Genomic DNA, 24,664 nt, shown 5'->3' with positions numbered 1-24,664 from the left:
CTCCTTATTTCTAGTGAGAAAGATAGTGTTTAAATTGTTCGGTTTTCGGATTTTCAAAGCAATCAGCCGATCCCATTTCGACGATTTTACCTTGTTCCATATACACCACTTTAGTTGCTACTTTTTGTGCAACATTGACTTCGTGGGTTACAATCACTTGCGTAATGCCAGTTTCTTGTAATTCTTTAATAATATCTACAACTTGTGCTGTAATTTCTGGATCTAATGCAGCCGTTGGTTCATCAAATAATAGAACTTGTGGCTTCATCATCAGTGCGCGCGCTATTGCAACACGTTGTTGTTGCCCACCTGACAAATGTAATGGAAAGCGATCAGCAAGTTGTTCTAAACGTAAACGTTTTAACAATTCCATTGCATCAGTTTTCGCTTCACTTTCACTCACACCACGCACTTTCATTGGTGCTTCAATTAAGTTTTCAATTACCGTTAAGTGCGGCCAAAGATGATATTGTTGAAACACCATTCCTACATCTTGGCGTAATTGTCTGATTGCTTTGGGATTTGCCATTGCATTGGATAAATTAAATTCATTGTTTGTAATGCTTAATTCGCCAGATTTTGGCACTTCTAACAAATTTAATGTGCGAATTAATGTGCTTTTGCCTGCGCCACTTGGGCCCAGCAACACAACGGTATCGCCCTCTTCAGCTTCAAGGTTAATATCAAATAACGCTTGTGATGAACCGTAAAAGAAATTGAGATTTTTAACACGAATAGCCATTTTTCTTCTCTATGCTTTATAAGATGAAAAAATATTACATTTTTATGCATAATTATGCAAATGCTATTAATAAAAAATCCCAAAAAAATTTGGGATTTTAAAAACTTGATTGAAATCAACCGCACTTTAGGCTTGTTTTGCCATTTCAAACTCAATTAACATCATTAAAATATGAATGACTTTGATATGGATTTCTTGAATACGATCTGCATAACTGAAATGGGATACGCGAATTTCAACATCTGCTAATCCTGCCATTTTTCCGCCATCTTTGCCTGTCATCGCAATCACTTTCATTCCTTTTGCTTTTGCCGCTTCAATAGCATTTAAGATATTTTTTGAATTGCCTGAAGTTGATAAACCGAATAACACATCGCCTTTTTGACCCACCGCTTCAACATAGCGTGAAAATACATATTCATAGCCAAAATCATTACTTACACAGCTTAAATGGCTTGCATCTGAAATCGCAATAGCGGGATAACCAGGGCGATTTTCACGATAACGACCAGTTAATTCTTCTGCAAAATGCATCGCATCACAGTGCGAACCGCCATTACCACAAGAAAGCACTTTTCCGCCTTGCTTGAAACTGTTGGAAATTAATAATGCGGCTTCTTGAATTAATTTAATGTTATTTTCATCAGCAATAAATTTGTTTAACACATCTTGTGCTTCCACAAGTTCTGCTTTGATTTGATCTAAATACATTGATTGCTCCTTTTAGCATAAAATTGCGATGGCATTGTATAGCAGATGAAGATTCTTCGCTAGCGTAAATAAAAATTCATCTTTTTTCGATGAAATGATGATTTTTTGCGATTTAGATCGAAAAAATAAGTTTGAATGGTTGGGGATTTTTCAAGATATGTTTATCTTGCGTAAACTTATTAGCCTTTTAATTTTCAAAAACACAATGAAATTTTACCGCACTTTGTTACTTTTCTTGGCGAGTTCTTTTGCTTTTGCTAACTCAGATTTAATGCTTCTTCATACCTACAATAATCAACCCATAGAGGGTTGGGTAATGTCTGAAAAGTTAGATGGCGTACGCGGTTATTGGAATGGAAAGCAATTATTAACCCGACAGGGGCAACCTTTATCGCCGCCCGCCTATTTCATTAAAGATTTTCCGCCTTTTGCCATTGATGGCGAATTATTTAGTGAGCGAAATCATTTTGAGGAAATTTCATCCATCACAAAATCTTTCAAAGGCGAGGGTTGGGAAAAACTTAAATTGTATGTTTTTGATGTACCTGATGCAGAGGGGAATTTATTTGAGCGTTTAGCTAAATTGAAAGCGTATTTAGTTGAATATCCCACAACTTATATTGAAATTATTGAGCAAATTCCTGTTAAAGATAAAACCCATTTATATCAATTTCTTGCACAAGTCGAAAATTTGCAAGGCGAGGGCGTTGTTGTACGCAACCCCAATGCTCCTTATGAACGTAAGCGAAGCTCACAAATTTTAAAATTAAAAACAGCACGAGATGAAGAATGTACAGTCATTGCACACCATAAAGGCAAAGGACAATTTGAAAATGTGATGGGTGCTTTAACTTGTAAAAATCATCGGGGAGAATTTAAAATCGGTTCGGGTTTTAACTTAAACGAACGAGAAAATCCCCCTCCGATAGGATCTGTGATTACTTATAAATATCGAGGTCTTACGAATAATGGAAAACCTCGATTTGCAACCTATTGGCGAGAGAAAAAATGAGCCTATTTATTAGTCTGACAAAATGAATTTAATCAATATGGAAACAAGCGATTAATTTGCCATCAGTATGTTGCTCTAAGTGCGGTTGATTTTCACGGCATTTTTCTGTCGCTTTCCAACAACGAGGATTAAATGCACAGCCTTTGGGCGGATTAATCGGACTTGGCAATTCGCCCGTCAGCTTTATACGTTCACGGCGCAAGTTTGGCGACAAACGTGGTGTCGCTGAAAGTAACGCTTTGGTATAAGGATGTTGAGGATTAGAGAAGATTTGCTCTGTTGTTCCTTTTTCGACACAACGACCTAGATACATTACCATCACTTCATCAGCGATATGTTCTACCACAGAAAGATCGTGTGAAATGAACACGTAAGACAAGCCTAATTCATCTTGTAAATCCATCATTAAATTCAGTACTTGCGCACGCACGGAAACATCCAATGCAGAAACAGGTTCATCGGCAACGACAACATCAGGATTTAACATTAAACCACGTGCAATGGCGATGCGTTGGCGTTGTCCACCTGAAAACATATGGGGATAACGGTCATAAAATTCAGCTCGCAATCCCACTTTTTCCATCATCGATAAAACTTTTTCTCGCCGTTCTTTGGCGGAAAGTTTTGTGTTGATAATTAATGGTTCTTCCAAAATTGAACCAATCTTTTTACGTGGATTTAATGACGCATAAGGGTTTTGGAAAACAATCTGAATTTTTTTACGACGTAGTGCTTTTGTTTCAGAATCATTTTCTAAAAAATTATGCCCTTTGTAATACAGCTCGCCTTCGGTTGGTTGTTCAATCATGGTTAGTAAACGTCCTAGCGTTGATTTTCCACAACCAGATTCCCCCACGACAGCTAAAGTTTTACCACGTTCAAGCTGAAAAGAGACACCGTCTAAGGCTTTTACTTGCTGTGTTTTTGCAAACAAGCCTTTTTTTACAGGGTAATATTTTTTTAAGCCAATCGCATTTAATAATGGCGCATTTTCTTTTATTTCATTCGTCATTATTAAGCTCCTTGATATTCAACGGGATTGCCTTGCTCGTTCAGCGGAGTATGGCATTTTACTTTACGCGAACCGATCTGATGCAATAGAGGTTCAACTTGGCGGCAGTATTCAGTGGCATAAGGGCAACGAGGATTTAATAAGCAGCCTGTTGGGCGATCGTATTTTCCAGGTACTACACCTTGTAATGACGCTAAGCGAGATTTTCCTTCTGCAAATTCTGGTAATGAACGTAACAAGGCTTGCGTGTAAGGATGTTTTGGATCGCGGAAAATATCTTTTGCGGTGCCTTCTTCAACGATTTGTCCAGCATACATCACGATAATTCGATCAGCCGCTTCTGCCACAAGTGCTAGATCGTGAGTAATCAAAATTAGGGACATACATTCTTTCTTTTGTAATTCAAGTAAGAGTTCCATAATTTGTGCTTGAATAGTCACGTCCAATGCGGTGGTTGGCTCGTCAGCAATCAATAATTTAGGTCTGCAGGCAATTGCCATCGCAATCATCACACGTTGGCTCATACCGCCAGAAAGCTGATGGGGATAAACATTCATTCGAGATTCAGGATCTGGAATACCAACCAATCTTAAAAGCTCTAAAGTGCGGTCTTTTCTCGCCTTTTTTGTGCCACCCTCGTGAGTTTTTAACGCTTCCATAATTTGGAAACCCACAGTATAAGCTGGATTTAAACTTGTCATCGGATCTTGGAAAATCATCGCAACATCAGCACCAATAAGCTGACGTTTGGCTTTATGATCTAAAGTAAGTAAATTTGTGTTTTCAAATTGCAAGGATTCTGCCGATACACGCCCAGGATGATCAATTAATCCCATAATTGCGAGAGAGCTAACAGATTTCCCTGATCCCGATTCTCCCACAATGCCAAGCACTTCGCCTTGTGCAACTTGATAGCTGATACGATCCACTGCTTTAAATGGCGTTTTTTTATCGCCAAAGTGAACAGAAAGTTCTTTTACGTCTAATAATGCCATTCTGTTTTCCTATTGTTTGAGTTTTGGATCAAGGGCATCACGCAAGCCATCGCCCATTAAGTTGAAAGCTAATACCAAAGATAAAATCACTAAACCGGGAATTGTAACCAACCAGTTTGCCGCTTGCATAAAACCACGTGCTTCTGAAAGCATTGTGCCAAGTTCTGGTGTTGGCGGTTTTGCCCCAATGCCTAAGAAACCAAGTGTCGCGAGTTCTAAGATCGCATTAGAAATACCCATTGTCATTTGCACAATTAAAGGGGCTAAACAGTTTGGTAAAATCACAATAAACATGAGGCGTAAAATACCTGCACCAGCCACTTTAGATGAAGTCACATAATCACGATTTTTTTCATTTATCACGGCTGCTCGAGTTAAACGCACATAGCTAGGAATTGACACAACGGCGATAGCTAAAGTGGCGTTGGCGAGTGATGGCTCTAAAATAGAGACGACCACAATCGTCAAAAGCAAGTTTGGAATCGCGAGCATAATATCAATTAGGCGAATGATAATTGTATCTAGCACGCCGCCATAATAGCCAGAAATCAAGCCAAGACTGGTGCCAAAGGCACAGGATAGCAATACGATGACAAATCCCGCAAAGACGGAAATTCGTGTTCCGTAAATGATGCGCGAAAGAATATCTCGCCCAATATCATCTGTCCCGAGTAAATAGGCAGGATTGCCGCCCTCATACCAAGCGGGAGGCAGTAAAAGTGCGGTACGATTTTGCTCCGTTGGATCAAAAGGCGCAATATAAGGCGCGAGAATGCTGATTAAGGCAACCAGTAAAATAAAGATTAAGCCAATTAGCGCACCACGATTTTGTTTGAAGTAAAACCAAAATTCTTGCAAGGGCGTTTTCGGCGCGAAAGTTGAAGGCGTGTCAGACATAATTTCTCCCACAATTAATGACGGATACGCGGATTGACCACGCCGTAAAGTAAATCGACGGTTAAATTTACCACAATAATAATCGTCGCAATAATCAGTACAGAACCTTGTAATACTGGATAATCACGGGCTTGAATAGCATCAATAATCCATTTTCCAATTCCTGGCCAAGAGAAAATGGTTTCGGTGAGAACTGCACCAGAAAGCAATTGACCTACAATTAATCCCACTACAGTAACAACAGGAATTAACGCATTACGCAATGCGTGAACAATAACAATTCGAGTATAGCTTAAACCTTTTGCTTTTGCCGTGCGAATGTAATCTTCGCCTAATACTTCCAACATCGCAGAGCGTGTCATACGAGTAATAATGGCAAGAGGAACTGTGCCTAATACGATGGCAGGAAGAATTAGAGATTTCACTGCATTTTCAAAAGCACCAGAAACACCTGAAAGCCAGCTATCAATAAGCATAAATCCTGTTGGTGTATCGATCCAAAATTCATTATCTAAACGTCCGCCTTGCGGTAAACCAAGTTGTGGCGAAACATATAAAATTAAAATTAAACCCCACCAGAAAATTGGCATAGAATAACCTGTGAGCGATGCTACTGTAACCGTGTGAGAAATCCAACTGTCTTTTTTTACTGCGGCAATTGTGCCTAAAATAACGCCGCCTAATAATGACCAAAATAACGCAAAAAATGCTAATTCAGCGGTAGCAGGAAAAAGCGTAAAAAATTCACTAAGAACAGGTTGTTGAGTGCGGAACGATGCACCGAAATCCCCCTGCAACACATTCCCGATGTAATTGAAATATTGTTGGTATAAAGGAAGATCTAAGCCTAATTGATGCATCATTTGTTGATGTGCTTCTGGCGTTAAGCCACGTTCCCCCATCATAATTTCCACAGGATCACCAGGAATAAAATGCACAAGGGCAAAGGTAATAAAAGTAATGGCAATAAAAGTAGGGATCACCATTAAGATACGTTTGAAAACAAATTTAAACATTCCAGCACTCAATAGACAATAAAAGTGCGGTAAAAATCCACCGCACTTTTCAAAAAAAAATTCATCGGTAAAAAATAAAACGCTTCTGGATTCTACCGCACTTTTTCCAGTTTTGCCAAATGCGCAATAAGCCATTTAATGCCTTGTGCTTGGAAAGCAATTTGGAGACGCGTATTGTTATCAGAACCTTCAACATTAATCACTGTGCCGAAACCAAATTTTTCATGTTTGACTTTTTGTCCCATTTTCCATTCATTTTTACTTACAGGGGATACCGACCCGACTTTTGCAAGGTTCATTGCTCGAGTGACTGTCCCTCGTAAACGAATTTCTTGAATACATTCTTGCGGTAATTCTGCAATAAAACGCGATGGTAAATGACGTTCTTCTTTTGCATATAATCGACGGCTTTCTGCATAAGAAATTGTCAGTTTTTTCTTCGCGCGAGTAATACCAACATAAGCTAAACGACGTTCTTCTTCTAAACGTCTGGGTTCTTCAAAAGAACGAAAACTTGGGAATAATCCTTCTTCTACGCCCACCATAAATACACGAGGAAATTCTAAGCCTTTCGCAGAGTGTAACGTCATCATTTCTACACAGGATTGATGCGGAGAGGCTTGTTCTTCGCCAGCTTCTAAGGAAGCGTGAGTTAAAAAGGCAGTGAGTTCGGTCATTTCTTCCGCATCATTAGGTTTAATAAATTCACGGGTTGCGGTAACTAATTCTTCCAAGTTTTCAATACGCACTTCGCCTTTTTCGCCTTTTTCTTGTTGATACATTTCATATAAGCCCGAATGTTTAATCACAAAATCAGTTTGTGCGAAAAGTGGCATTTCTGCGATATCAAGTTGTAATGAATTAATTAATTCTTGGAAACGTAATAAGACTGTTGAGGCTCGTCCAGCCAACATATTTTCTTGTGTTGCGACTTGTACTGCTTGCCATAAGGTAATTTGGCGTTCGCGTGTTAAGTTACGCAATATATCTAAAGTGCGGTCGCCAATGCCACGGGTTGGCGTATTAATTACACGCTCAAAAGCCGCATCATCTTGACGATTATTAATCAAACGAAGATAGGCTAACGCATCTTTAATTTCTTGACGTTCAAAGAAACGCATACCGCCATAAATACGATATGGAATTTGACAACGAATTAAGGCTTCTTCAATAACCCGTGATTGACTATTACTACGATAAAGTACAGCGCAATCATCAAGTTTTCCGCCATTTTCTACCCAATCCTGAATTTGTGAAGCAACGAATTTTGCTTCGTCTAATTCATTAAAGGCAGCATAGATGCCCACGGGATCGCCTTTTTCACCCTCTGTCCATAAATTTTTACCGAGACGATCACTATTGTTTGCAATCAATTCATTTGCGCTGTTTAGGATATTGGCGGTAGAACGATAGTTTTGTTCAAGACGAATGGTTTCTGCTTTGAAATCTTTCAAGAATTTTTGAATATTTTCAATTTGTGCGCCACGCCAGCCATAAATAGATTGATCATCATCGCCCACAATCATTACTTTGCCTGTTTTTCCTGCGAGAATTTTGATCCATTTATATTGGATTTTATTGGTGTCTTGAAATTCATCTACCAAAATATGCTGAAAACGTTGTTGATAACGTTGCAAAATCAATGGTTTTTTCTCAAATAATTCATAGGATCGAATTAATAATTCAGCAAAATCGACTAATCCTGCGCGATCGCAAGTGTCTTGATAAATCTGATAAATTTTAATCCATTCACGTTCTTGACGATCATTAAAATCTTCAATGTCGTTTGGTCGCAAGCCTTCATCTTTTTTGTTATTGATGTACCAACAAGCCTGTTTCGGCGGAAAAGCTTTCTCATCAAAATTATGTAATTTTAATAACCGTTTAATTAAACGAAGTTGATCTTCTGAATCCAAAATTTGGAAATCCTGTGGCAATCCTACATCTAAATGGTGGGCTCGCAATAAACGATGGGCAATGCTATGAAAGGTTCCAATCCACATACCAAATAATTGATGTTGTGCGTGTTTGGCAAGGGTAGATTGAATACGATGACGCATTTCTGCTGCCGCTTTATTGGTAAACGTTACCGCCATAATACTGCCTTCAGAAATATTTTCTACCGCAATTAACCAAGCGATACGGTGCGTCAATACGCGCGTTTTACCAGAGCCTGCACCAGCTAGCACTAAGTGATTACCAAGAGGAGCAGCTACGGCTTTGCGTTGTTTATCGTTAAGTCCGTCAAGTAATTCAGAAATATCCATGATGAAATTTTTATCTGTTCAAATTTACAGGAATTATAAGTCTAATTTTTTTATATCACAATCAAGAAAATCATAAACTTATCCGACTTTACAAAAATAGTATTACAACTTATATTGATTCACGGTTAGTCGGGGTGCGGACATCGCTGAGAAAATACCCGTGAACCTGAAACAGTTAGCACTGGCGTAGGAAACTAATCTCTCCTTCTTACTTAAAGGGCTGACTTACTTTTTTCTGTATTCATATAAGTAAGGATGCATCATGACACTCTCTTTTTCTTTAAAAAATTCTTTTAAATTGACCGCACTTTCCAGCGTGCTTGGTTGCGGCTTATTAGGATTAAGTTTATCAACCCCTGCTCAAGCAGAAGGCAAATTAGTGCTGTATTGCAGCGTCCAAAACACGACTTGTGAAAAAGTCGCTCGCGCTTTTAGCAAAAAATATAATGTGGACACTCAGTTTGTGCGTAATAGCACTGGGACTGTATTAGGCAAAATCAAAGCTGAAAAAGAAAATCCACAAGCAGACGTGTGGTATGGCGGTACATTGGAACCGCACTTTCAAGCACGAGATGCAGGTTTGTTAGAAACTTATCGTTCGCCTCTGCAAAAAGAAATTATGCCTCAATTCAAAAAGCTCACGGAACAACGTGGCGATACTACGTCGATTATTTATCTTATGGAGCTTGGCATTGGGATGAATGAAAAACTGCTAGCTGAAAAAAATATCGCGAAACCTCAATGTTATGCTGATTTATTAAAACCAGAATTTAAAGGGTTAATTCAATATCCAGATCCTCGAGTATCGGGCACTGGCTACACTATTCTTACAACTTTAATTGAAATTATGGGCGAAGATAAAGCCTTTGCTTATTTGAAAGAACTTGACAAAAACATTGCTCAATACACGAAAACTGGATTAGCAACGGCTAATATTTCTACGGGCGCAGCCGCTGTTGATATTGGTTTTATGCATACTTATGTGCGTGAAAAGGATAAAGGTGCGCCAGTTATTGGTACTTTACCTTGCGAAGGCATAGGCTATACGTTAGGGGCGGTCAGTATCATTAAAAATGGACGCAATTTAGAGAATGCTAAACGCTTTGTCGATTTTGTTCTTTCTGCTGAAGCCCAAGAAATTCATTGGCGTGAGGCGGATTCTTACCAACTGCCAACAAATATTCATGCCAAAGCGCATCCACATCTTTCAGAGCCAGCAAAACTTAAACTACTTGATATTGATTTCATCAAATTTGGTTCGGATCAAGAGGCGAAACGATTAATAGAACGCTGGGTTGAAAATGTGAAGGAAAGAAAAGAGTAATTGATGTTAGCCTGATAAAAGTGCGGTGAAAATTCACCGCACTTTGCTTTTCCCCTTGAAATCTTTCTTTTTATTCTTATATCTGTGACGTTCAATTTTTATCTTTATGAAGGAAAAAATTATGTCACAAAATCAAGAAACTCGTGGCTTCCAATCTGAAGTCAAACAACTCCTCCAATTAATGATTCATTCTTTGTATTCCAACAAAGAAATTTTCTTACGTGAATTGATTTCTAATGCTTCTGATGCGGCAGATAAATTACGCTTTAAAGCACTTTCCAACCCTGCTTTATATGAAGGCGATGGCGACTTGCGTGTGCGTGTTAGCTTTGATGCGGATAAAGGCACTATCACAATTAGCGATAACGGCATTGGTATGACTCGTGAGCAAGTCATCGATCATTTGGGGACGATTGCAAAATCAGGAACAAAAGAATTTTTAACCGCACTTGGCCAAGATCAAGCAAAAAATAGCCAGCTTATTGGGCAGTTTGGTGTGGGTTTTTATTCTGCTTTTATTGTGGCAGATAAAGTGACTGTAAAAACTAGAGCGGCTGGCGAAGAGGCGGATAAAGCTGTGCTTTGGGAATCTGCGGGCGAAGGCGAATATTCTGTGGCGGATATTGAGAAAAAATCTCGTGGTACAGATGTGATTTTACATTTACGTGAAGATGAAAAAGAATTTTTAAATGAATGGCGTTTGCGTGAAATTATTGGTAAATATTCTGACCATATTGGCTTGCCAGTGGAAATGCTGACGAAAGAATACGATGATGAGGGCAAAGAGTGCGGCGAAAAATGGGAAAAAATCAATAAATCTGATGCCCTTTGGACGCGTTCTAAAAATGATGTTTCCGATGAGGAATACAAAGCGTTTTACAAACACTTAAGCCATGATTTTGTTGATCCTGTGACTTGGGCGCATAACAAAGTGGAAGGAAATCAAGCATATACTAGTTTGCTTTATGTACCAGCTAAAGCACCTTGGGATTTATTTAATCGCGAACATAAACACGGCTTAAAACTTTATGTTCAACGTGTATTTATTATGGATGATGCTGAGCAATTTATGCCGAATTATCTACGTTTTATGCGTGGTTTAATCGATAGTAATGACTTGCCATTAAATGTATCTCGTGAAATTTTACAGGATAACAAAATTACGGCTGCACTACGCAAAGCATTAACTAAGCGTTCATTACAAATGCTAGAAAAATTAGCAAAAGATGATGCAGAAAAATATCTTAAATTCTGGAAAGAGTTTGGTTTAGTCTTAAAAGAAGGCCCTGCAGAAGATTTTGCTAACAAAGAAACTATCGCAAAGTTATTGCGTTTTGCTTCGACACATAATGATGGTAGTGAGCAAACTGTCTCTTTAGAAGATTACATCTTGCGTATGAAAGAGGGGCAAAAAGCTATCTATTACATTACAGCGGATAGTTATGTTGCAGCGAAAAATAGCCCACACTTGGAATTATTCAATAAAAAAGGCATTGAGGTTTTATTACTTTCCGATCGTATTGATGAATGGATGTTAAGCTATTTAACTGAATTTGACGGTAAACAATTACAAAGTATCACGAAAGCAGATTTGGATTTAGGCGATTTAGCGGATAAAGAATCTGAAACACAAAAACAACAAGATAAAGCCTTTGGTAGTTTTATTGAGCGTGTGAAAAACTTGCTTGGCGAACGTGTGAAAACGGTGCGTTTAACTCACAATTTAACGGATACACCAGCGGTGGTTTCTACGGATAACGATCAAATGACGACCCAAATGGCGAAATTGTTTGCAGCCGCAGGGCAACCTGTACCAGAAGTAAAATACACATTTGAACTGAATCCAGAACACTATTTAGTGAAAAAAGTGGCTGATATTGCAGATGAAACTGAATTTGCTGATTGGGTGGAACTGTTGCTTGAACAAGCTATGTTAGCAGAGCGCGGATCTTTGGAAAATCCAGCTGCGTTTATTAAACGTATCAATAAGTTGTTAGGTTAATTCATTTGAGATGAAGTAGTATAAGGGTTAAAATCCTCAGTCTGATTAGATTGAGGATTTTTCTTTTTTAGGTGAAATATGATTACAGTTTACGGCATTAAAAATTGCGATACAGTGAAGAAAGCGTTGAAATGGCTGGCGGATCACAATATCGAACACAAACTTCACGACTACCGTGTTGATGGGTTAGATTTGAATTTTTTAACCCAAGCGGAAACTCAATTTGGCTGGGATGTGTTAGTGAATAAACGCAGTACAACTTGGCGTAATTTGGATGAGCAAGTTAAAAATTCCCTTGATAAAACCACCGCACTTTCCGTGTTGGCTGAGAATCCAACTTTAATTAAACGCCCAATTATTTTACAAGATGAAAAGGCATTAATTGGCTTTAATGAAAAGGAATATCAGGCTGTTTTTGCTTAAAGTGCGGTTATTTTCTTAGGAGTTTTTATGAGAGAAAAAGTGGTTTCGTTGGCACAAGATTTAATTCGTCGCCCGTCTATTAGCCCGAATGACGAAGGCTGTCAGCAAATTATTGCCGAACGTTTAGAAAAGCTAGGTTTTCAAATTGAATGGATGCCTTTTAATGACACGTTGAATTTGTGGGCAAAACACGGAACGAGCGAGCCAGTTATTGCTTTTGCAGGTCATACGGATGTTGTGCCTACTGGCGATGAAAATCAATGGTCGTCTCCGCCGTTTTCTGCGGAGATTATTGATGGCATGCTTTATGGGCGTGGTGCGGCGGATATGAAAGGCTCCCTTGCAGCAATGATTGTGGCGGCAGAAGAATACGTAAAAGCAAATCCTAATCATAAAGGCACCATTGCATTATTGATTACCTCTGATGAAGAGGCTGCCGCAAAAGATGGAACTATACGCGTGGTTGAGACGTTAATGGCGCGTGATGAAAAAATTACTTATTGTATGGTTGGAGAGCCATCGAGTGCTAAAAACTTAGGCGATGTTGTCAAAAATGGTCGCCGCGGCTCAATTACAGGAAATCTCTATATTAAAGGTATTCAAGGACACGTAGCCTATCCGCATTTAGCTGAAAACCCAATCCATAAAGCAGCCCCATTCTTGCAAGAATTAACGACTTACCAATGGGATAAAGGCAATGAATTTTTCCCGCCAACAAGCCTACAAATTGCTAACATTCACGCGGGTACGGGAAGTAATAATGTAATTCCTGCTGAATTATATATTCAGTTTAATTTGCGTTATTGCACAGAAGTCACGGATGAAATCATTAAGCAAAAAGTCGCTGAAATGCTAGAAAAACACAATTTGAAATATCGTATTGAATGGAATTTATCAGGCAAACCCTTTTTAACAAAACCAGGTAAATTATTAGATTCGATAACCTCCGCTATTGAGGAAACCATAGGCATAACGCCAAAGGCTGAAACAGGTGGTGGCACGTCAGACGGTCGTTTTATTGCATTGATGGGCGCAGAAGTAGTGGAATTTGGTCCGTTAAATTCAACCATTCATAAAGTCAATGAATGTGTCAGTATAGAAGATCTTGGCAAGTGCGGTGAAATTTATCACAAAATGTTAGTGAATTTATTGGATAGCTAAAATGAAATTAACCCTAGAAATGCTTACAGGAAAGTCTCGTGAGCATTTAGTCAATTTACCCACAACTCATTCATCAAATCATTTTTTGCAAACACAAGCTATGCAAGCATTTCAAGCTTTGCAACAAAGTGCGGCAAAAAATGGCTTTAATTTACAGCCTGCGAGCAGTTTTCGTGATTTTGAACGCCAAAAACTTATTTGGAACAGTAAATTTAAGGGCGAGCGAAAAGTACACGATGATGCAGGAAAGGCATTAGATTTGAACCAATTAGATGACTGGCAAAAATGTCAGGCGATTTTACGTTGGTCTGCATTGCCGGGGGCGAGCCGTCATCATTGGGGAACGGAAGTGGATATTTTTGATCCTGATCTTTTGCCACAAGGGCAATCTTTACAACTGGAGCCTTGGGAATATGAAAAAGGCGGCTACTTCTTTGAATTGAGTGAATTTCTTGCCGAAAATTTACCGCACTTTGATTTTGCTTTGCCTTTTATGAATATGCAGTCCAATAAGAAAGTGGGGCGGGAGCCTTGGCATATCAGTTATTTGCCGTTAGCTGAATTGGCAAGCCAGCAATTTTCTCCAGAGATTTTGCAACAGGCGTGGAAAGGGGAAAATATTTTAGGCGCAGACTGTTTAATATCACATCTTGAACAAATTTTTTCCGAATATATTGTTTAAAAATAAGCCTTATCGTGAAGATAAGGCTTTATTGTTAAGCGTAAAAAAGCCCTTTTCTATGTAAATAAACAGGCAAATTATCGCCAATAGATAAATCGGGAGAAATAACGTTCTCAATCCATATTGCGTAGCCATTAATTTCAATTTGAATGGAGGTAATTTTTCCTTTAAATTCAATTTGTTTTATTTGTCCATTAAAAAGTGCGGTTGGATTTTCTGATGTTTTAAACAGGCTAAATTGTTCTGGACGAAGCAAAATCCTACCTTGATTTTGTGAGATTGATTTATTTTTTATAGGAATATTGCCTAATTGGCATTGAGCGGTATTTTCATCGAGTAGATTTGCAGGCAAAACAATACTTTCCCCCATAAATTTTGCTGTTTCAAGATGATTAGGCGACCAATAAAGGGTGCGTGGCGTATCGATTTGTAAAATTTTACCTTGCTGAATAATGGCGATTTTATCAGCGTAGCGTAAGGATTCATCACGGTCGTGAGTAACGAAAATTGCGGAAGCACCGCTTTGGCGAAGTGCTTGGAGCATCTCTTGGCGAATTTGTTGGCGAAGATGCTCGTCTAAGGCACTGAAAGGCTCGTCTAATAAAATCAGTTCTGGATTAGGGGCTAAAGCACGCGCCAATGCTACGCGTTGTTGTTGTCCGCCTGAAAGTTGATGTGGAAAGCGATCCGCCAGTTCAAAAATACCCGTTAGTTGCATTATTTGTTCAATCCGCGTTTTTTCTTCGCTATTTTTTCCTTTGCCGTTGCCTAATCCGTAAGCAATGTTGCGATAGACATTTAAGTGAGGAAAAAGTACGCCCTCTTGCACCACATAACCGAGATGACGTTGTTGCGTTGGAAGATTAAAATTCTCGCCAAAAATTAACCGCTCTTTTAGCCAAATTTCGCCAGTATTGGGGTGTTCAAATCCTGCAATGGCACGTAATAATGTAGTTTTGCCACAGCCTGAAGCACCAAGTAAAAAGAGGATTTCTCCGCGTTGTAAGCTGAATGAAATATCGTGCAGAACTTGTTGTTCATTAAAAAATTTATTGAGATTTTTAACGGTTAATAACGGATTATTTATCATTTTATTTAAACGCATATTTTTTCAATAAAAATACAGGAATACCCGAAAAAAGAACGAGCATTAACGCATAAGGGGTGGCGGCAGCATATTGCGCATCGCTGGTATGTTCCCACACAGCAATGGATAAGGTTTTAATATCATTTGATGTGAGCAAAAGCGTCGCGGTAAGCTCTTTCATTAAATTCAAAAAAACCAAAGCAAATGCGGCGGCCACACCTGGTAATATGGCTGGTAGCGTCAAGGTGCGAAAAATATAGAAAGGGCTTCGCCCAAGACTTTGTCCGACTTTTTCAATTTGATCGGAAAGTTGCTCTAAAGACGCTCTTAATGTAGTTTGTGCCATTGGCAAATAGAGCATAAAGTAGGCAATGATAATCACAAAAAAGGTTTGATATAGGTCGTTAGCGTAATGGATGGAAAAATAGACTAATGATAAGGCAATGACTAAGCCTGGCACAGCGTGTAATAGATATGGCAAGCGGTCGATCCAAATCGTTAAATAACTACGGTAACGAACAGCTGCCCAAACTAATGGCAAGGCACACATTACGGTAAGCAATGCGCCTAAGCCTGAAATGATAAATGAATTGCTGAATGCCGATAAAAATTCTGAAAAATCACCCGCACTTTCGAGTGAAGTTCCCACAATAAGCCAGTAAATTAACATAATCACAGGCACGCCAATGCTTAAAATGAATATGCTAGAGAAAAATCCGAAGGTTAAACATTGTTTTCCAAAGGAAAGTGTTTTTACGAGATAAGGACGCGTAACACCTTTTCCACTGTGGTAAAGGGTTTGTTTTCCACGAAAGAAAATTTCCCCAAAAACAATAAGTATACAAATCGCCATTAAAACGGCGGATAATAATGCAGCAGTGCTGTTGTTAAAAGACATTTCATATTCTTGGAAAATGGCAGTGGTAAAGGTTTGATAATTTAAAATTGACACTGCACCAAATTCGATCAACATATGTAAAGCAATCAGTAAGATACTACTACCAATGGCGGGTTTAAGTTGCGGGAAAATAACATACCAAAAGGTATACACAGGGCTTTTACCCAGCGAAAGGCTTACTTCTTCAAGAGAACGATCAAGTCTTTTTAGTATGGCGGAAACGGGCAAATAAGCCAAAGGAAATGAACTTAATGTCATAATACCAATTGTTCCCCAAAAACCCTCAACGCGGAATGTGAGGCTGATCCAAGTAAAACAACTTACAAAGGCGGGAATACAAAGGGGTAACGTCATCGCCACTTCAAAAAAAGCTTTACCGAAAAAGCGATAACGTTCAAGTAAAAAAGCACAAAGCGTGCCAAGTGAAATAGCACCGATAGTTACACAAACCATTAAAAGCATTGTATTGCTTAATAATTCAGCCATTCGAGGGCGAAACAATAGCTCAACACTTCGCGTTAATCCCACTTCTGTCGCACGCAAAATGACATACAGAAACGGCAAACATAACGGAAGCCCGATTAAGATGATAAGTAAAGTGAGCCAGAATGGCGGTCTGCGAGGCAAAGTTAAATCCTTTTAGGAATGTGAACCTTTCAGTTCACGCACGCAAGCGGTTAATTTTGTTAGAGAATTGTAAACGCGTGCGTGAATTTTTTCAAATACACGCACGCAATATTTGGATTATTTCAATCCAGCTTCTTCAATTAATTTGATCGCATGTTCTTTATCTTGAGCTGTTGTTGCGGACACCACTGGTGCTTCTAATTTTTCATAAGGTTCAAGATTAAATGGCGAAACCACATCAGCACGTAACGGATATTCTGCACGCGCTGCCACTAATGCCTCTTGACCTTTTTTACTCGCTAAGAAATCAACAAATTTTTGTGCTTCAGCTTGATTTTTAGAAGCTTTCAATACTGCTGCACCTGAATAGCTAACTAACGCACCTGGATCTTGGTGGCGAACAAAATAAAGACGGCTTTTTAGGTTTTCCACGCCTTTTTCTTTTGCTAGGTTATACCAATAATAGTTATTGATTAACGCAGCAGGTACTTCGCCATTTTCAACCGCTTGTAATGCCACACTATTTTTAGCGTAAAGTTTTCCGTTCTCTTTTAAACCTTTTAACCAATTAAGCGCAACTTTGTCCCCTTTCATTTTGCTTAACGCAACAACTTGCTCTAAGAACGCGCCAGAAGTTGATACATAACCGATTTTGCCTTTCCATTTTGGTGTTGCATAATCAAGCACTGATTTTTCCATATCTTTTTCAGATAATTTAGTGTGATCGTAAACCACTACGCGAGAACGGCCACTTAATGCAATCCAGTCTTTTTTCGGTGCAAGTGGTACGCCTTTTTGTGCGGTTTGTTGAATGGTTTGTTCTGAAATTGGTGCTAAAAGCCCTGCTTCAGAAAGATCGGCAAAAGTCGCTGTTTGTTCAGTATAGAAAACATCGGCTGGTGTTTTATCGCCTTCTTCTTTTAATTGACCTGCAAGTTGCTCACTTTTCCCGCTATTTAGCGTAACTTTAATGCCTGTTTCCTGTTCAAAGGCTTTTGCCACAGCCGTAGCGGCTTCTTTGTGCTGACCATTATAAACGGTAATATCAGCAAAACTATTAGCAGAAAAAGCAAGTGCTGCCGCAAGGGTAGCAAGTTTGAAATGTTTAAATTGCATTGAAAAGCTCCTTATGTTGAGTGCAAATTATTCAGTTCAGCCTGAATTGTGGCTATTCTATGCCTAATTTTATTTAAATGCAAATAGTTCTCAATTTAAATTGATATTTAGATGAAAAACAAAACGGTACATTAAACGAACCATACATAGATTATAGGTTTACAGGCTGGATATAGCCTAATCTTGTTAATACATCACAAAGCGCATTAAACAACTCAGTGCAATGATAAGTTTCATCAATCAACTTATCATTGTTGTTCATATCTTTATATTCATTTTGAATTAAATAGCCTTGTAATGCTGATGACATAACAAACTTCGTCTAAATGCCACATCGTAAAGATAATCAAGGCATTGCTCACGGGCGACATAATCAGTCTCAGATAATTGATCGATCATTTCTCTCAAATGGTGAGGCATCCAAGAAATATAGGAAAGTTGGAAACTGGTATCGCCAATATAAGCTAATTGATGTTGATTGACACTATCCACAAATTGATGAAGATAAATTGGATGATTGTGGTATTCAAGATATTCGTGTGCAACATAATGATCACTATGTATTTGAATACTATCAAAATTATCCACTCGGCTATGATTTTTTATTTTTTCAGAGGCAATGGATTTAATCGCATCAGAAAATAATTGAACCACCACTTTACCACGACGAGTTTGTTCTGCAAGTGGCAAATCTTGCGTATATTTATTGGCATAAAGCATAATATCCCGTGCAACTTCGCGGCTTTTCCAACCTGGGTAGGTATTATAAGAAATATAAGCAATACCGTTTGAGGTTAAATTTTCACGACAAATTTCAAGAATTTTATCTTTCACATTATCAGGCACCCAAGAATAAATACCATGCACGATAATATAGTCAAACATGCCAAATTCAGGCGTAATATCAAGAATATTTTTTGTTTCTAAACGCACATTGGTTAAGCCCATTGATTGAATAATTTCATTACCTTGGGTAATTTGACTATCTGCTAAATCCACGCCAACAAATTCCGTATCTGGATAATAAATTGCTTGAGAAATTAGGTTACCACCAAAAGAAAAACCTAATTCTAATACTTTAGCCCCTTTGAGTGCTGGCGACTTTAATCCCCAAAGGTCGCATTCCCTTCCAAAAGCGAAATACTCGTATAAGCAAAGGGTTTTGAATAGTATCCTAGTTCATCGTAGCGATTATGCTGAGTTGAGTTGAGTTGAGTTGAGTTGAGTTGCCATTATTTATCCTGTTAATGTAGAAATTTTCAATATTTTTGAAGTGCAATATTGTAAAGTGAATTGACACAAAAACAGAGCGGGGGAAATGTTTGTTGATTTACGATGGGTAAATCGGAGGAAATCTACAAAAATAATAGGATGTAACGTAGTTTTATTACTTAGTTTGAAAGAAACAATATGAACTAATAATTTGCTTTGATATACCTCTGATTCTTTTTCATAGATCAAGTGTGGAATTTGGTGGTGTATTATATGCCCATTCAGAATTAGATAGCAGGAATCGCCAACCAATTACGCAAAATTTGCTCTCCAAAGTCTGACATATAAGATTCTGGATGAAACTGAACGCTATAAATTGGTAAAGATTTATGTTGCATTGCCATCACTACATCTTCATCACAAAGTGCGGTAATTTCTAGGCTATGAGGAAAATCGTCTTTCTGCACGCCCCAAGAATGATATAGTCCGATATTAAATTCAGTTGGAAGATCAAAAAACAATGGAGAATTTGACCGCACTTTTAATGTTCGTTTCTGCCCGTGACGAACATTCTCTAAGTTATACAATGTACCACCAAAAAATTCACATAAGGTTTGATGCCCTAAACACACACCTAAAATAGATTTTTGCTGATGATATTTTTCCAACATGGAAAAAAGTTGTGGATAAGCGCGTGGTATATCAGGCCCTGGCGAAATCAATATATGGCTATAATTTTCCGCTGTATTTTCTTTCAAATCTTCTACGTTTAAAACATCATAAGGCACATTTAATTTTCGAATTAAATCCACCAAGTTAAAAGTAAAAGAATCGTGATTATTAATGATGAGTAATTTCATAACAGTTCGGTATTCGTTATAATCGGGTCATTTTACGCAAAATGGCACAAAGCACAATGCAACATTTTATTGAACAGGCTAATCATTATGGCAAACAACGCACGCCATTTTTCTTTCTTATTGATTTTGAAAAAGAAAAACCATTGATTTGTCCTCTCGAAAATTCTGCACAACAAGGCATTTATTTTGATATTTTAGGCAAAAGAAATTGCACAATTTCTCCACGACCTCTCCCTCTTAATTTTACCAAACATCCAATGCCTTTCTCGCATTATCAACAAGGTTTTGAACTTGTTCAAAATGAATTACAAAAAGGCAATTCTTATTTATTGAATCTCACTTATCCTACTGAAATTTCAGGCAATATTTCACTTGAACAAATTTTTCATCAAACCAATGCGCCTTATAAATTGTGGTTACAAGATCAATTTGTTTGCTTCTCACCAGAATGTTTTGTCAATATTCAGGATAGCCGCATTTTTACTTATCCCATGAAAGGGACAATTAACGCCTCTCTGCCCGATGCAGAAAATCAGTTAATCACAAATGAAAAAGAACAACGCGAGCATTACACAATTGTTGATTTAATGCGTAATGATTTATCCATGGTGGCAGAAAACATTCAGGTGAAAAAATTTCGTTATATCGATCGTATCAAGACCCAGAAAGGCGAAATACTGCAAACCAGTTCTGAAATTTGCGGAAAATTGAATGAAAACTGGCAAAATCAAATTGGGGATATTTTATCGAAACTCTTGCCTGCTGGTTCCATTAGCGGCGCACCAAAAGAAAAAACCACACAAATTATTCAACAAGCAGAAAAACAAAAGCGCGGTTATTACACGGGAATTTTTGGCATATTTGATGGCAAAACACTACAAAGTGCGGTGGCAATTCGATTTATTTCTCAAGTAGATGAAAAATGTTATTTTCATAGTGGAGGGGGAATTACCATTCATAGCAATGTGCAAGATGAATATGAAGAATTATTAGAAAAAGTCTATTTACCTATTTCAGAAACTTACGCGATATAAAAATCTGTTATACCGTGGGTAAGTGTACCCACGGTTACGCATAGTTATTCCCCCTTGGGGTATTTCTAACTACCGCCCCAAAATCGGTTTAATTATGCTTACCCTAGTCAATAACTAACAGGAATACTTTAATGTTCCCTCTATTTGAAACCCTTTGTATTGAAAACGGGAAAATTCAAAATATCGATTTACACCAAGTGCGATATGAACGTAGTTTGCGTGAATATTATGGTAAAAGTGCGGTGAAAATTTTTAATCTTTTTTCACTCATTCAACTTCCTGCGCCCTTACAAAATCGATTAGTTCGCTGCCGCATTGATTACAATGCCGAAACCACACAAATTCAATATTTTGAATACCAACGAAAAATCTACCGCACTTTTCAACCTGTAATTTGTGATGACATTGAATATAGTTTGAAATATTTAGATCGCAGTTTAATTAATACATTATTTGCTCAACGTGGTACTTGTGATGAAATTATGATTATCAAAAATGGAAAAGTGACAGATTGTTCCATCGGTAATTTAATTTTTCGCCAAGAAAAAAAATGGTACACGCCAGACACGCCATTGCTTTTAGGCACACAACGAGAAAAATTATTACAAGAAGGGAAAATTCAAGAACGCACAATATTCCAAGAAGATATTGTCAATTTTGACGAAATTAAAATCATTAACGCAATGAATGGCTTATAAAAAAATAAGCCGACTGATTCAGTCGGCTCTAGTTATCCTATTATTTTTCAGCATTTTTCAATAATTCTGCGTGTGCTTTTTTCTGTTCTTTCATTTTCGTACTCGCTTCACGGCGTTGCTTAGAAAGTTCAGCATTGCGAATTGTGTAATCATCCACACGGCTTTCATAATCATCACGCATACTTTCAATAATTCCGCGTACTTCTGCAATAGTCATATCATCACGAATATATTGATTTAAATTATCCAATAACAATATGCGTTTTTGGTTATCGCGAATCTTACGATTATTGTCTTCCATATCTCGTTTAATTCTATTTTTTAAACGATACATACGCACGTATTCCAACACATCTTGAAAAGATTGTTTATTCACAATTTCCATAACAACTCCCTTTAAAATAAATAAAATGACTGTGCCGTAATTTAGCTTTTTTTTAATCAATCGTCAAAATTTACCCTCTATTTTATGAATGATAGAAAGAATTTTTTTGATTTCAGTAAAAAGCATTGATTATCGATTTTTGTAGTGATAAAAAAGACACCATTATTTTCATAAAAAGCAAGGAAATACAATGTCACAAGTCTTTAATTTTAGCGCAGGCCCTGCGATGATTTTCCCAGAAGTGTTGCAAAAAGCACAAAATGAACTTATAAACTGGCTCAATCAAGGTGTTTCTGTAATGGAAGTAAGCCATCGCGGAAAGTATTTTATGGAACTCGTTACCCAAGCGGAAAAAGATCTACGTGAGGTTTACAATATTCCTGATAACTATCTCGTACTTTTCTTACAAGGTGGCGCTCGCGGTCAATTTGCCGCGATTCCGATGAACTTAATCGGTAAAAAAGGCAAAGCCCTTTATTTAAATAGTGGGCATTGGTCAGCTACAGCGGCAAAAGAAGCAAGAAATTTTGCAGAAATTGATGAAATCACTATCGTAGAAAATGGCGAACAAACCCGAATTACCGATCTTGATTTTAGCCATATCGCTGATCAATATGGCTACGTTCATTATTGCCCGAACGAAACTATCAGTGGTGTAGAAATTTTTGATGTACCAAATGTGGGCGATGCCGTATTGGTCGCAGATATGTCTTCAAATATTCTTTCACGTCAAATCGATATCAGTAAATTTGGTGTAATTTATGCAGGGGCGCAAAAAAATCTTGGCCCTGCGGGTATTACGTTAGTGATTATTCGCGATGATTTAATCGGTAATGCACGTAAAGAAACCCCATCTATTTGGAATTATGCAACTCAACGTGATGCAGATTCAATGATCAACACGCCCCCAACTTTTGCGTGGTATTTATGTTCCCTCGTATTTAAACATCTTAAAGAAATAGGCGGCTTAGAAGTAATCGCAAAACGTAATGTGCTAAAAGCACAAACTCTTTATGATTATATTGATTCGAGCAAACTTTATCGCAATGTGGTAGCAAAAGAAAACCGCTCAACAATGAATGTCACTTTCATCACAGGCGATGCAGAATTAGATGCAAAATTTGTCGCAGAGTCTACTGCTGCGGGCTTGCAAGCCTTGAAAGGTCATAAGGTTTTAGGTGGAATGCGTGCATCTATTTATAACGCAATGTCGCAAGATGGTGTTGAAGCACTGATTACATTTATGAAAAAATTTGAAGCTGAAAATCTTCCTCAATAGTTAAAGAACATTTTCAATGGGCATATTTACTACGCCCAAATTTATTTGAAAATTAATCCTAACCCATATCAATATTTACAAATAACACTATGCAGTACATCAACATTGCCAATTGTGGCGTAAAATCCTTGTCCCCTTACCAAGCAGGCAAACCCATTGAAGAATTAGAACGAGAACTTGGTATTTCCAATATCGTTAAACTTGCCTCAAACGAAAACCCATTTGGTTTTCCAGAAAGTGCAAAAAAAGCAATTTTCGAACAATTAGATAAACTAACTCGTTATCCTGATGCCAATGGCTTTGAACTAAAACAAACTATCGCAAACAAATTTGGCGTTCAACCAAATCAAATTACGCTCGGAAATGGATCAAATGATTTATTAGAACTTTTTGCTCACACTTTCGCAGCAGAAGGCGATGAAATCATTTATTCACAATATGCCTTTATTGTTTATCCTTTAGTGACTAAAGCGATAAATGCCGTTGCAAAAGAAATTCCAGCTAAAAATTGGGGGCATAATTTACAAGGATTTTTAACCGCACTTTCTGATAAAACAAAGCTCGTTTACATTGCTAATCCCAATAATCCAACGGGTAATTTTTTAACATCACAAGAAATTGAAGATTTTTTAGCAAAAGTCCCCTCAAATGTAATCGTGGTATTAGATGAAGCCTACACGGAATTTACCAAAGCTGAAGAACGAGTAGACTCTTTCAGTTTATTAAAAAAATATTCAAATTTGATTATTTCACGCTCTCTTTCTAAAGCCTATGGCTTGGCAGGTTTACGCATTGGTTATGCCGTATCTAATCCTGAAATCGCGGATTTATTAAATCGAGTTAGACAACCATTTAATTGTAATTCTTTGGCATTAACCGCTGCTGTTGCCGTAATGAATGATGATGAATTTGTTGAAAAAGTCGTTGAAAATAATCGAATAGAAATGCGACGTTATGAAGACTTTTGTCAAAAAAATCAATTGGACTATATTCCCTCCAAAGGAAATTTTATAACCATTGATTTCAAACAACCTGCCGCACCAATTTATGATGCGTTATTGCGAGAAGGTGTAATCGTTCGCCCAATTGCTGGTTATGGTATGCCAAATCATTTACGCATAAGTATTGGTTTACCTGAAGAAAACGATAAATTTTTCACCGCACTTTCTAAGGTATTAAAGTTTGCTTAATCTATTATTCAATAATGAAAGGTAAATTTATTAT

Annotated in this window: 24 protein-coding genes and 1 riboswitch; of the genes, 10 read left to right on the top strand and 14 right to left on the bottom strand. The window is 37.8% G+C overall.

Annotated elements, in window-relative coordinates; translation table 11 throughout:
* Positions 1-10: 10 nt before the first annotated feature.
* Together artP and lpcA are read right to left on the bottom strand one after the other, a co-directional pair.
* Positions 11-742, bottom strand: a complete 732-nt coding sequence (artP, locus tag ACPT9C_RS05085) for an arginine ABC transporter ATP-binding protein ArtP (protein WP_014550906.1) — start codon at positions 740-742, stop codon at positions 11-13.
* A 126-nt stretch (positions 743-868) separates the two neighbouring features.
* The gene (lpcA, locus tag ACPT9C_RS05080; RefSeq protein ID WP_050949369.1) at positions 869-1,453 is read right to left on the bottom strand and encodes a D-sedoheptulose 7-phosphate isomerase; all 585 of its coding nucleotides are present in this window, start codon (positions 1,451-1,453) and stop codon (positions 869-871) included.
* Between the two features lie 205 nt (positions 1,454-1,658).
* Between lpcA and ACPT9C_RS05075 the strand changes: the two genes are divergently transcribed.
* A complete protein-coding gene (locus ACPT9C_RS05075) occupies positions 1,659-2,465 on the top strand; it encodes a DNA ligase (RefSeq protein WP_050949388.1) in 807 nt (268 codons plus the stop codon).
* Positions 2,466-2,493: 28 nt separating this feature from the next.
* Here ACPT9C_RS05075 and ACPT9C_RS05070 read toward each other — a convergent pair whose 3' ends face one another.
* The 5 genes from ACPT9C_RS05070 to uvrD all read right to left on the bottom strand — a co-directional run bounded on the left by ACPT9C_RS05070 (position 2,494) and on the right by uvrD (position 8,652).
* A complete protein-coding gene (locus ACPT9C_RS05070) occupies positions 2,494-3,477 on the bottom strand; it encodes a peptide ABC transporter ATP-binding protein (protein WP_061671340.1) in 984 nt (327 codons plus the stop codon).
* 2 nt (positions 3,478-3,479) lie between these two features.
* A complete protein-coding gene (gene dppD / locus ACPT9C_RS05065) occupies positions 3,480-4,472 on the bottom strand; it encodes a dipeptide ABC transporter ATP-binding protein (protein WP_044330457.1) in 993 nt (330 codons plus the stop codon).
* Between the two features lie 9 nt (positions 4,473-4,481).
* Complete coding sequence (locus ACPT9C_RS05060; protein ID WP_076773390.1) at positions 4,482-5,369, bottom strand: ABC transporter permease subunit; 888 nt, start codon at positions 5,367-5,369, stop codon at positions 4,482-4,484.
* A gap of 14 nt (positions 5,370-5,383) precedes the next feature.
* Entirely contained in the window at positions 5,384-6,385 is a 1,002-nt protein-coding gene (locus ACPT9C_RS05055; RefSeq protein ID WP_050949386.1) for an ABC transporter permease subunit, read from the bottom strand.
* 92 nt (positions 6,386-6,477) lie between these two features.
* Positions 6,478-8,652, bottom strand: coding sequence for a DNA helicase II (gene uvrD / locus ACPT9C_RS05050; protein WP_192888186.1), 2,175 nt, complete (start codon positions 8,650-8,652; stop codon positions 6,478-6,480).
* 120 nt (positions 8,653-8,772) lie between these two features.
* A riboswitch (TPP riboswitch) is annotated at positions 8,773-8,862 on the top strand.
* Between the two features lie 52 nt (positions 8,863-8,914).
* On the opposite strand from uvrD, the gene ACPT9C_RS05045 reads away from it, so the two are divergent.
* From ACPT9C_RS05045 to ACPT9C_RS05025, 5 genes are all read left to right on the top strand, one after another.
* A complete protein-coding gene (locus ACPT9C_RS05045; protein ID WP_050949366.1) occupies positions 8,915-9,976 on the top strand; it encodes an ABC transporter substrate-binding protein in 1,062 nt (353 codons plus the stop codon).
* A gap of 121 nt (positions 9,977-10,097) precedes the next feature.
* The gene (htpG, locus tag ACPT9C_RS05040; protein ID WP_005687637.1) at positions 10,098-11,978 is read left to right on the top strand and encodes a molecular chaperone HtpG; all 1,881 of its coding nucleotides are present in this window, start codon (positions 10,098-10,100) and stop codon (positions 11,976-11,978) included.
* Between the two features lie 78 nt (positions 11,979-12,056).
* Positions 12,057-12,401: an ArsC family reductase gene (locus ACPT9C_RS05035; protein ID WP_005687634.1), complete on the top strand. Its 345-nt coding sequence runs from the start codon at positions 12,057-12,059 to the stop codon at positions 12,399-12,401.
* A gap of 27 nt (positions 12,402-12,428) precedes the next feature.
* Positions 12,429-13,562, top strand: coding sequence for a succinyl-diaminopimelate desuccinylase (gene dapE / locus ACPT9C_RS05030; RefSeq protein ID WP_005687633.1), 1,134 nt, complete (start codon positions 12,429-12,431; stop codon positions 13,560-13,562).
* A gap of 1 nt (position 13,563) precedes the next feature.
* The gene (locus ACPT9C_RS05025) at positions 13,564-14,244 is read left to right on the top strand and encodes a M15 family metallopeptidase (protein ID WP_005687632.1); all 681 of its coding nucleotides are present in this window, start codon (positions 13,564-13,566) and stop codon (positions 14,242-14,244) included.
* Between the two features lie 34 nt (positions 14,245-14,278).
* On the opposite strand, the gene fbpC is transcribed toward ACPT9C_RS05025, so the two are convergent.
* The 6 genes from fbpC to ACPT9C_RS04995 all read right to left on the bottom strand — a co-directional run bounded on the left by fbpC (position 14,279) and on the right by ACPT9C_RS04995 (position 20,044).
* Positions 14,279-15,349, bottom strand: coding sequence for a heme ABC transporter ATP-binding protein FbpC (fbpC, locus tag ACPT9C_RS05020; protein ID WP_032821670.1), 1,071 nt, complete (start codon positions 15,347-15,349; stop codon positions 14,279-14,281).
* Positions 15,336-16,856 carry an ABC transporter permease gene (locus tag ACPT9C_RS05015; RefSeq protein WP_005687630.1) on the bottom strand — a complete coding sequence of 507 codons (1,521 nt, stop codon included), beginning with the start codon at positions 16,854-16,856 and terminating at the stop codon, positions 15,336-15,338. Before ACPT9C_RS05015 ends, fbpC begins: the two co-directional genes overlap by 14 nt.
* A 117-nt stretch (positions 16,857-16,973) precedes the next feature.
* Positions 16,974-17,972 (bottom strand): iron ABC transporter substrate-binding protein, encoded by a 999-nt coding sequence (locus ACPT9C_RS05010; RefSeq protein WP_005667903.1) that lies wholly within the window; start codon positions 17,970-17,972, stop codon positions 16,974-16,976.
* Between the two features lie 151 nt (positions 17,973-18,123).
* Complete coding sequence (locus ACPT9C_RS05005) at positions 18,124-18,282, bottom strand: hypothetical protein (RefSeq protein WP_374955601.1); 159 nt, start codon at positions 18,280-18,282, stop codon at positions 18,124-18,126.
* Positions 18,255-19,001, bottom strand: coding sequence for a methyltransferase regulatory domain-containing protein (locus tag ACPT9C_RS05000; RefSeq protein ID WP_374955602.1), 747 nt, complete (start codon positions 18,999-19,001; stop codon positions 18,255-18,257). The genes ACPT9C_RS05005 and ACPT9C_RS05000 overlap by 28 nt, the downstream gene beginning before the upstream one ends.
* A 470-nt stretch (positions 19,002-19,471) precedes the next feature.
* Positions 19,472-20,044, bottom strand: coding sequence for an anthranilate synthase component II (locus ACPT9C_RS04995; RefSeq protein WP_118879903.1), 573 nt, complete (start codon positions 20,042-20,044; stop codon positions 19,472-19,474).
* Positions 20,045-20,085: 41 nt separating this feature from the next.
* Between ACPT9C_RS04995 and ACPT9C_RS04990 the strand changes: the two genes are divergently transcribed.
* Together ACPT9C_RS04990 and ACPT9C_RS04985 are read left to right on the top strand one after the other, a co-directional pair.
* Positions 20,086-21,078 (top strand): aminodeoxychorismate synthase component I, encoded by a 993-nt coding sequence (locus ACPT9C_RS04990; RefSeq protein ID WP_118879902.1) that lies wholly within the window; start codon positions 20,086-20,088, stop codon positions 21,076-21,078.
* 131 nt (positions 21,079-21,209) lie between these two features.
* Entirely contained in the window at positions 21,210-21,776 is a 567-nt protein-coding gene (locus tag ACPT9C_RS04985; protein ID WP_118879901.1) for an aminotransferase class IV family protein, read from the top strand.
* A gap of 40 nt (positions 21,777-21,816) precedes the next feature.
* On the opposite strand, the gene ACPT9C_RS04980 is transcribed toward ACPT9C_RS04985, so the two are convergent.
* On the bottom strand, positions 21,817-22,161 hold the full coding sequence (locus tag ACPT9C_RS04980) for a DUF496 family protein (RefSeq protein WP_005653635.1): 345 nt from the start codon (positions 22,159-22,161) through the stop codon (positions 21,817-21,819).
* A 190-nt stretch (positions 22,162-22,351) separates the two neighbouring features.
* Between ACPT9C_RS04980 and serC the strand changes: the two genes are divergently transcribed.
* Both serC and hisC read left to right on the top strand, forming a co-directional pair.
* On the top strand, positions 22,352-23,440 hold the full coding sequence (gene serC, locus ACPT9C_RS04975) for a 3-phosphoserine/phosphohydroxythreonine transaminase (RefSeq protein WP_118879900.1): 1,089 nt from the start codon (positions 22,352-22,354) through the stop codon (positions 23,438-23,440).
* An 89-nt stretch (positions 23,441-23,529) separates the two neighbouring features.
* A complete protein-coding gene (gene hisC / locus ACPT9C_RS04970; RefSeq protein WP_118879899.1) occupies positions 23,530-24,630 on the top strand; it encodes a histidinol-phosphate transaminase in 1,101 nt (366 codons plus the stop codon).
* Positions 24,631-24,664: the final 34 nt, after the last annotated feature.

The sequence above is a fragment of the Haemophilus sp. HN_Hi16 genome (assembly GCF_049823435.1).
In the GTDB taxonomy this organism is placed as follows: Bacteria; Pseudomonadota; Gammaproteobacteria; order Enterobacterales; family Pasteurellaceae; genus Haemophilus; species Haemophilus influenzae_D.
Note: the sequence above shows the minus strand (reverse complement) of the source record. Positions and strands in the feature narration are given on the sequence as shown.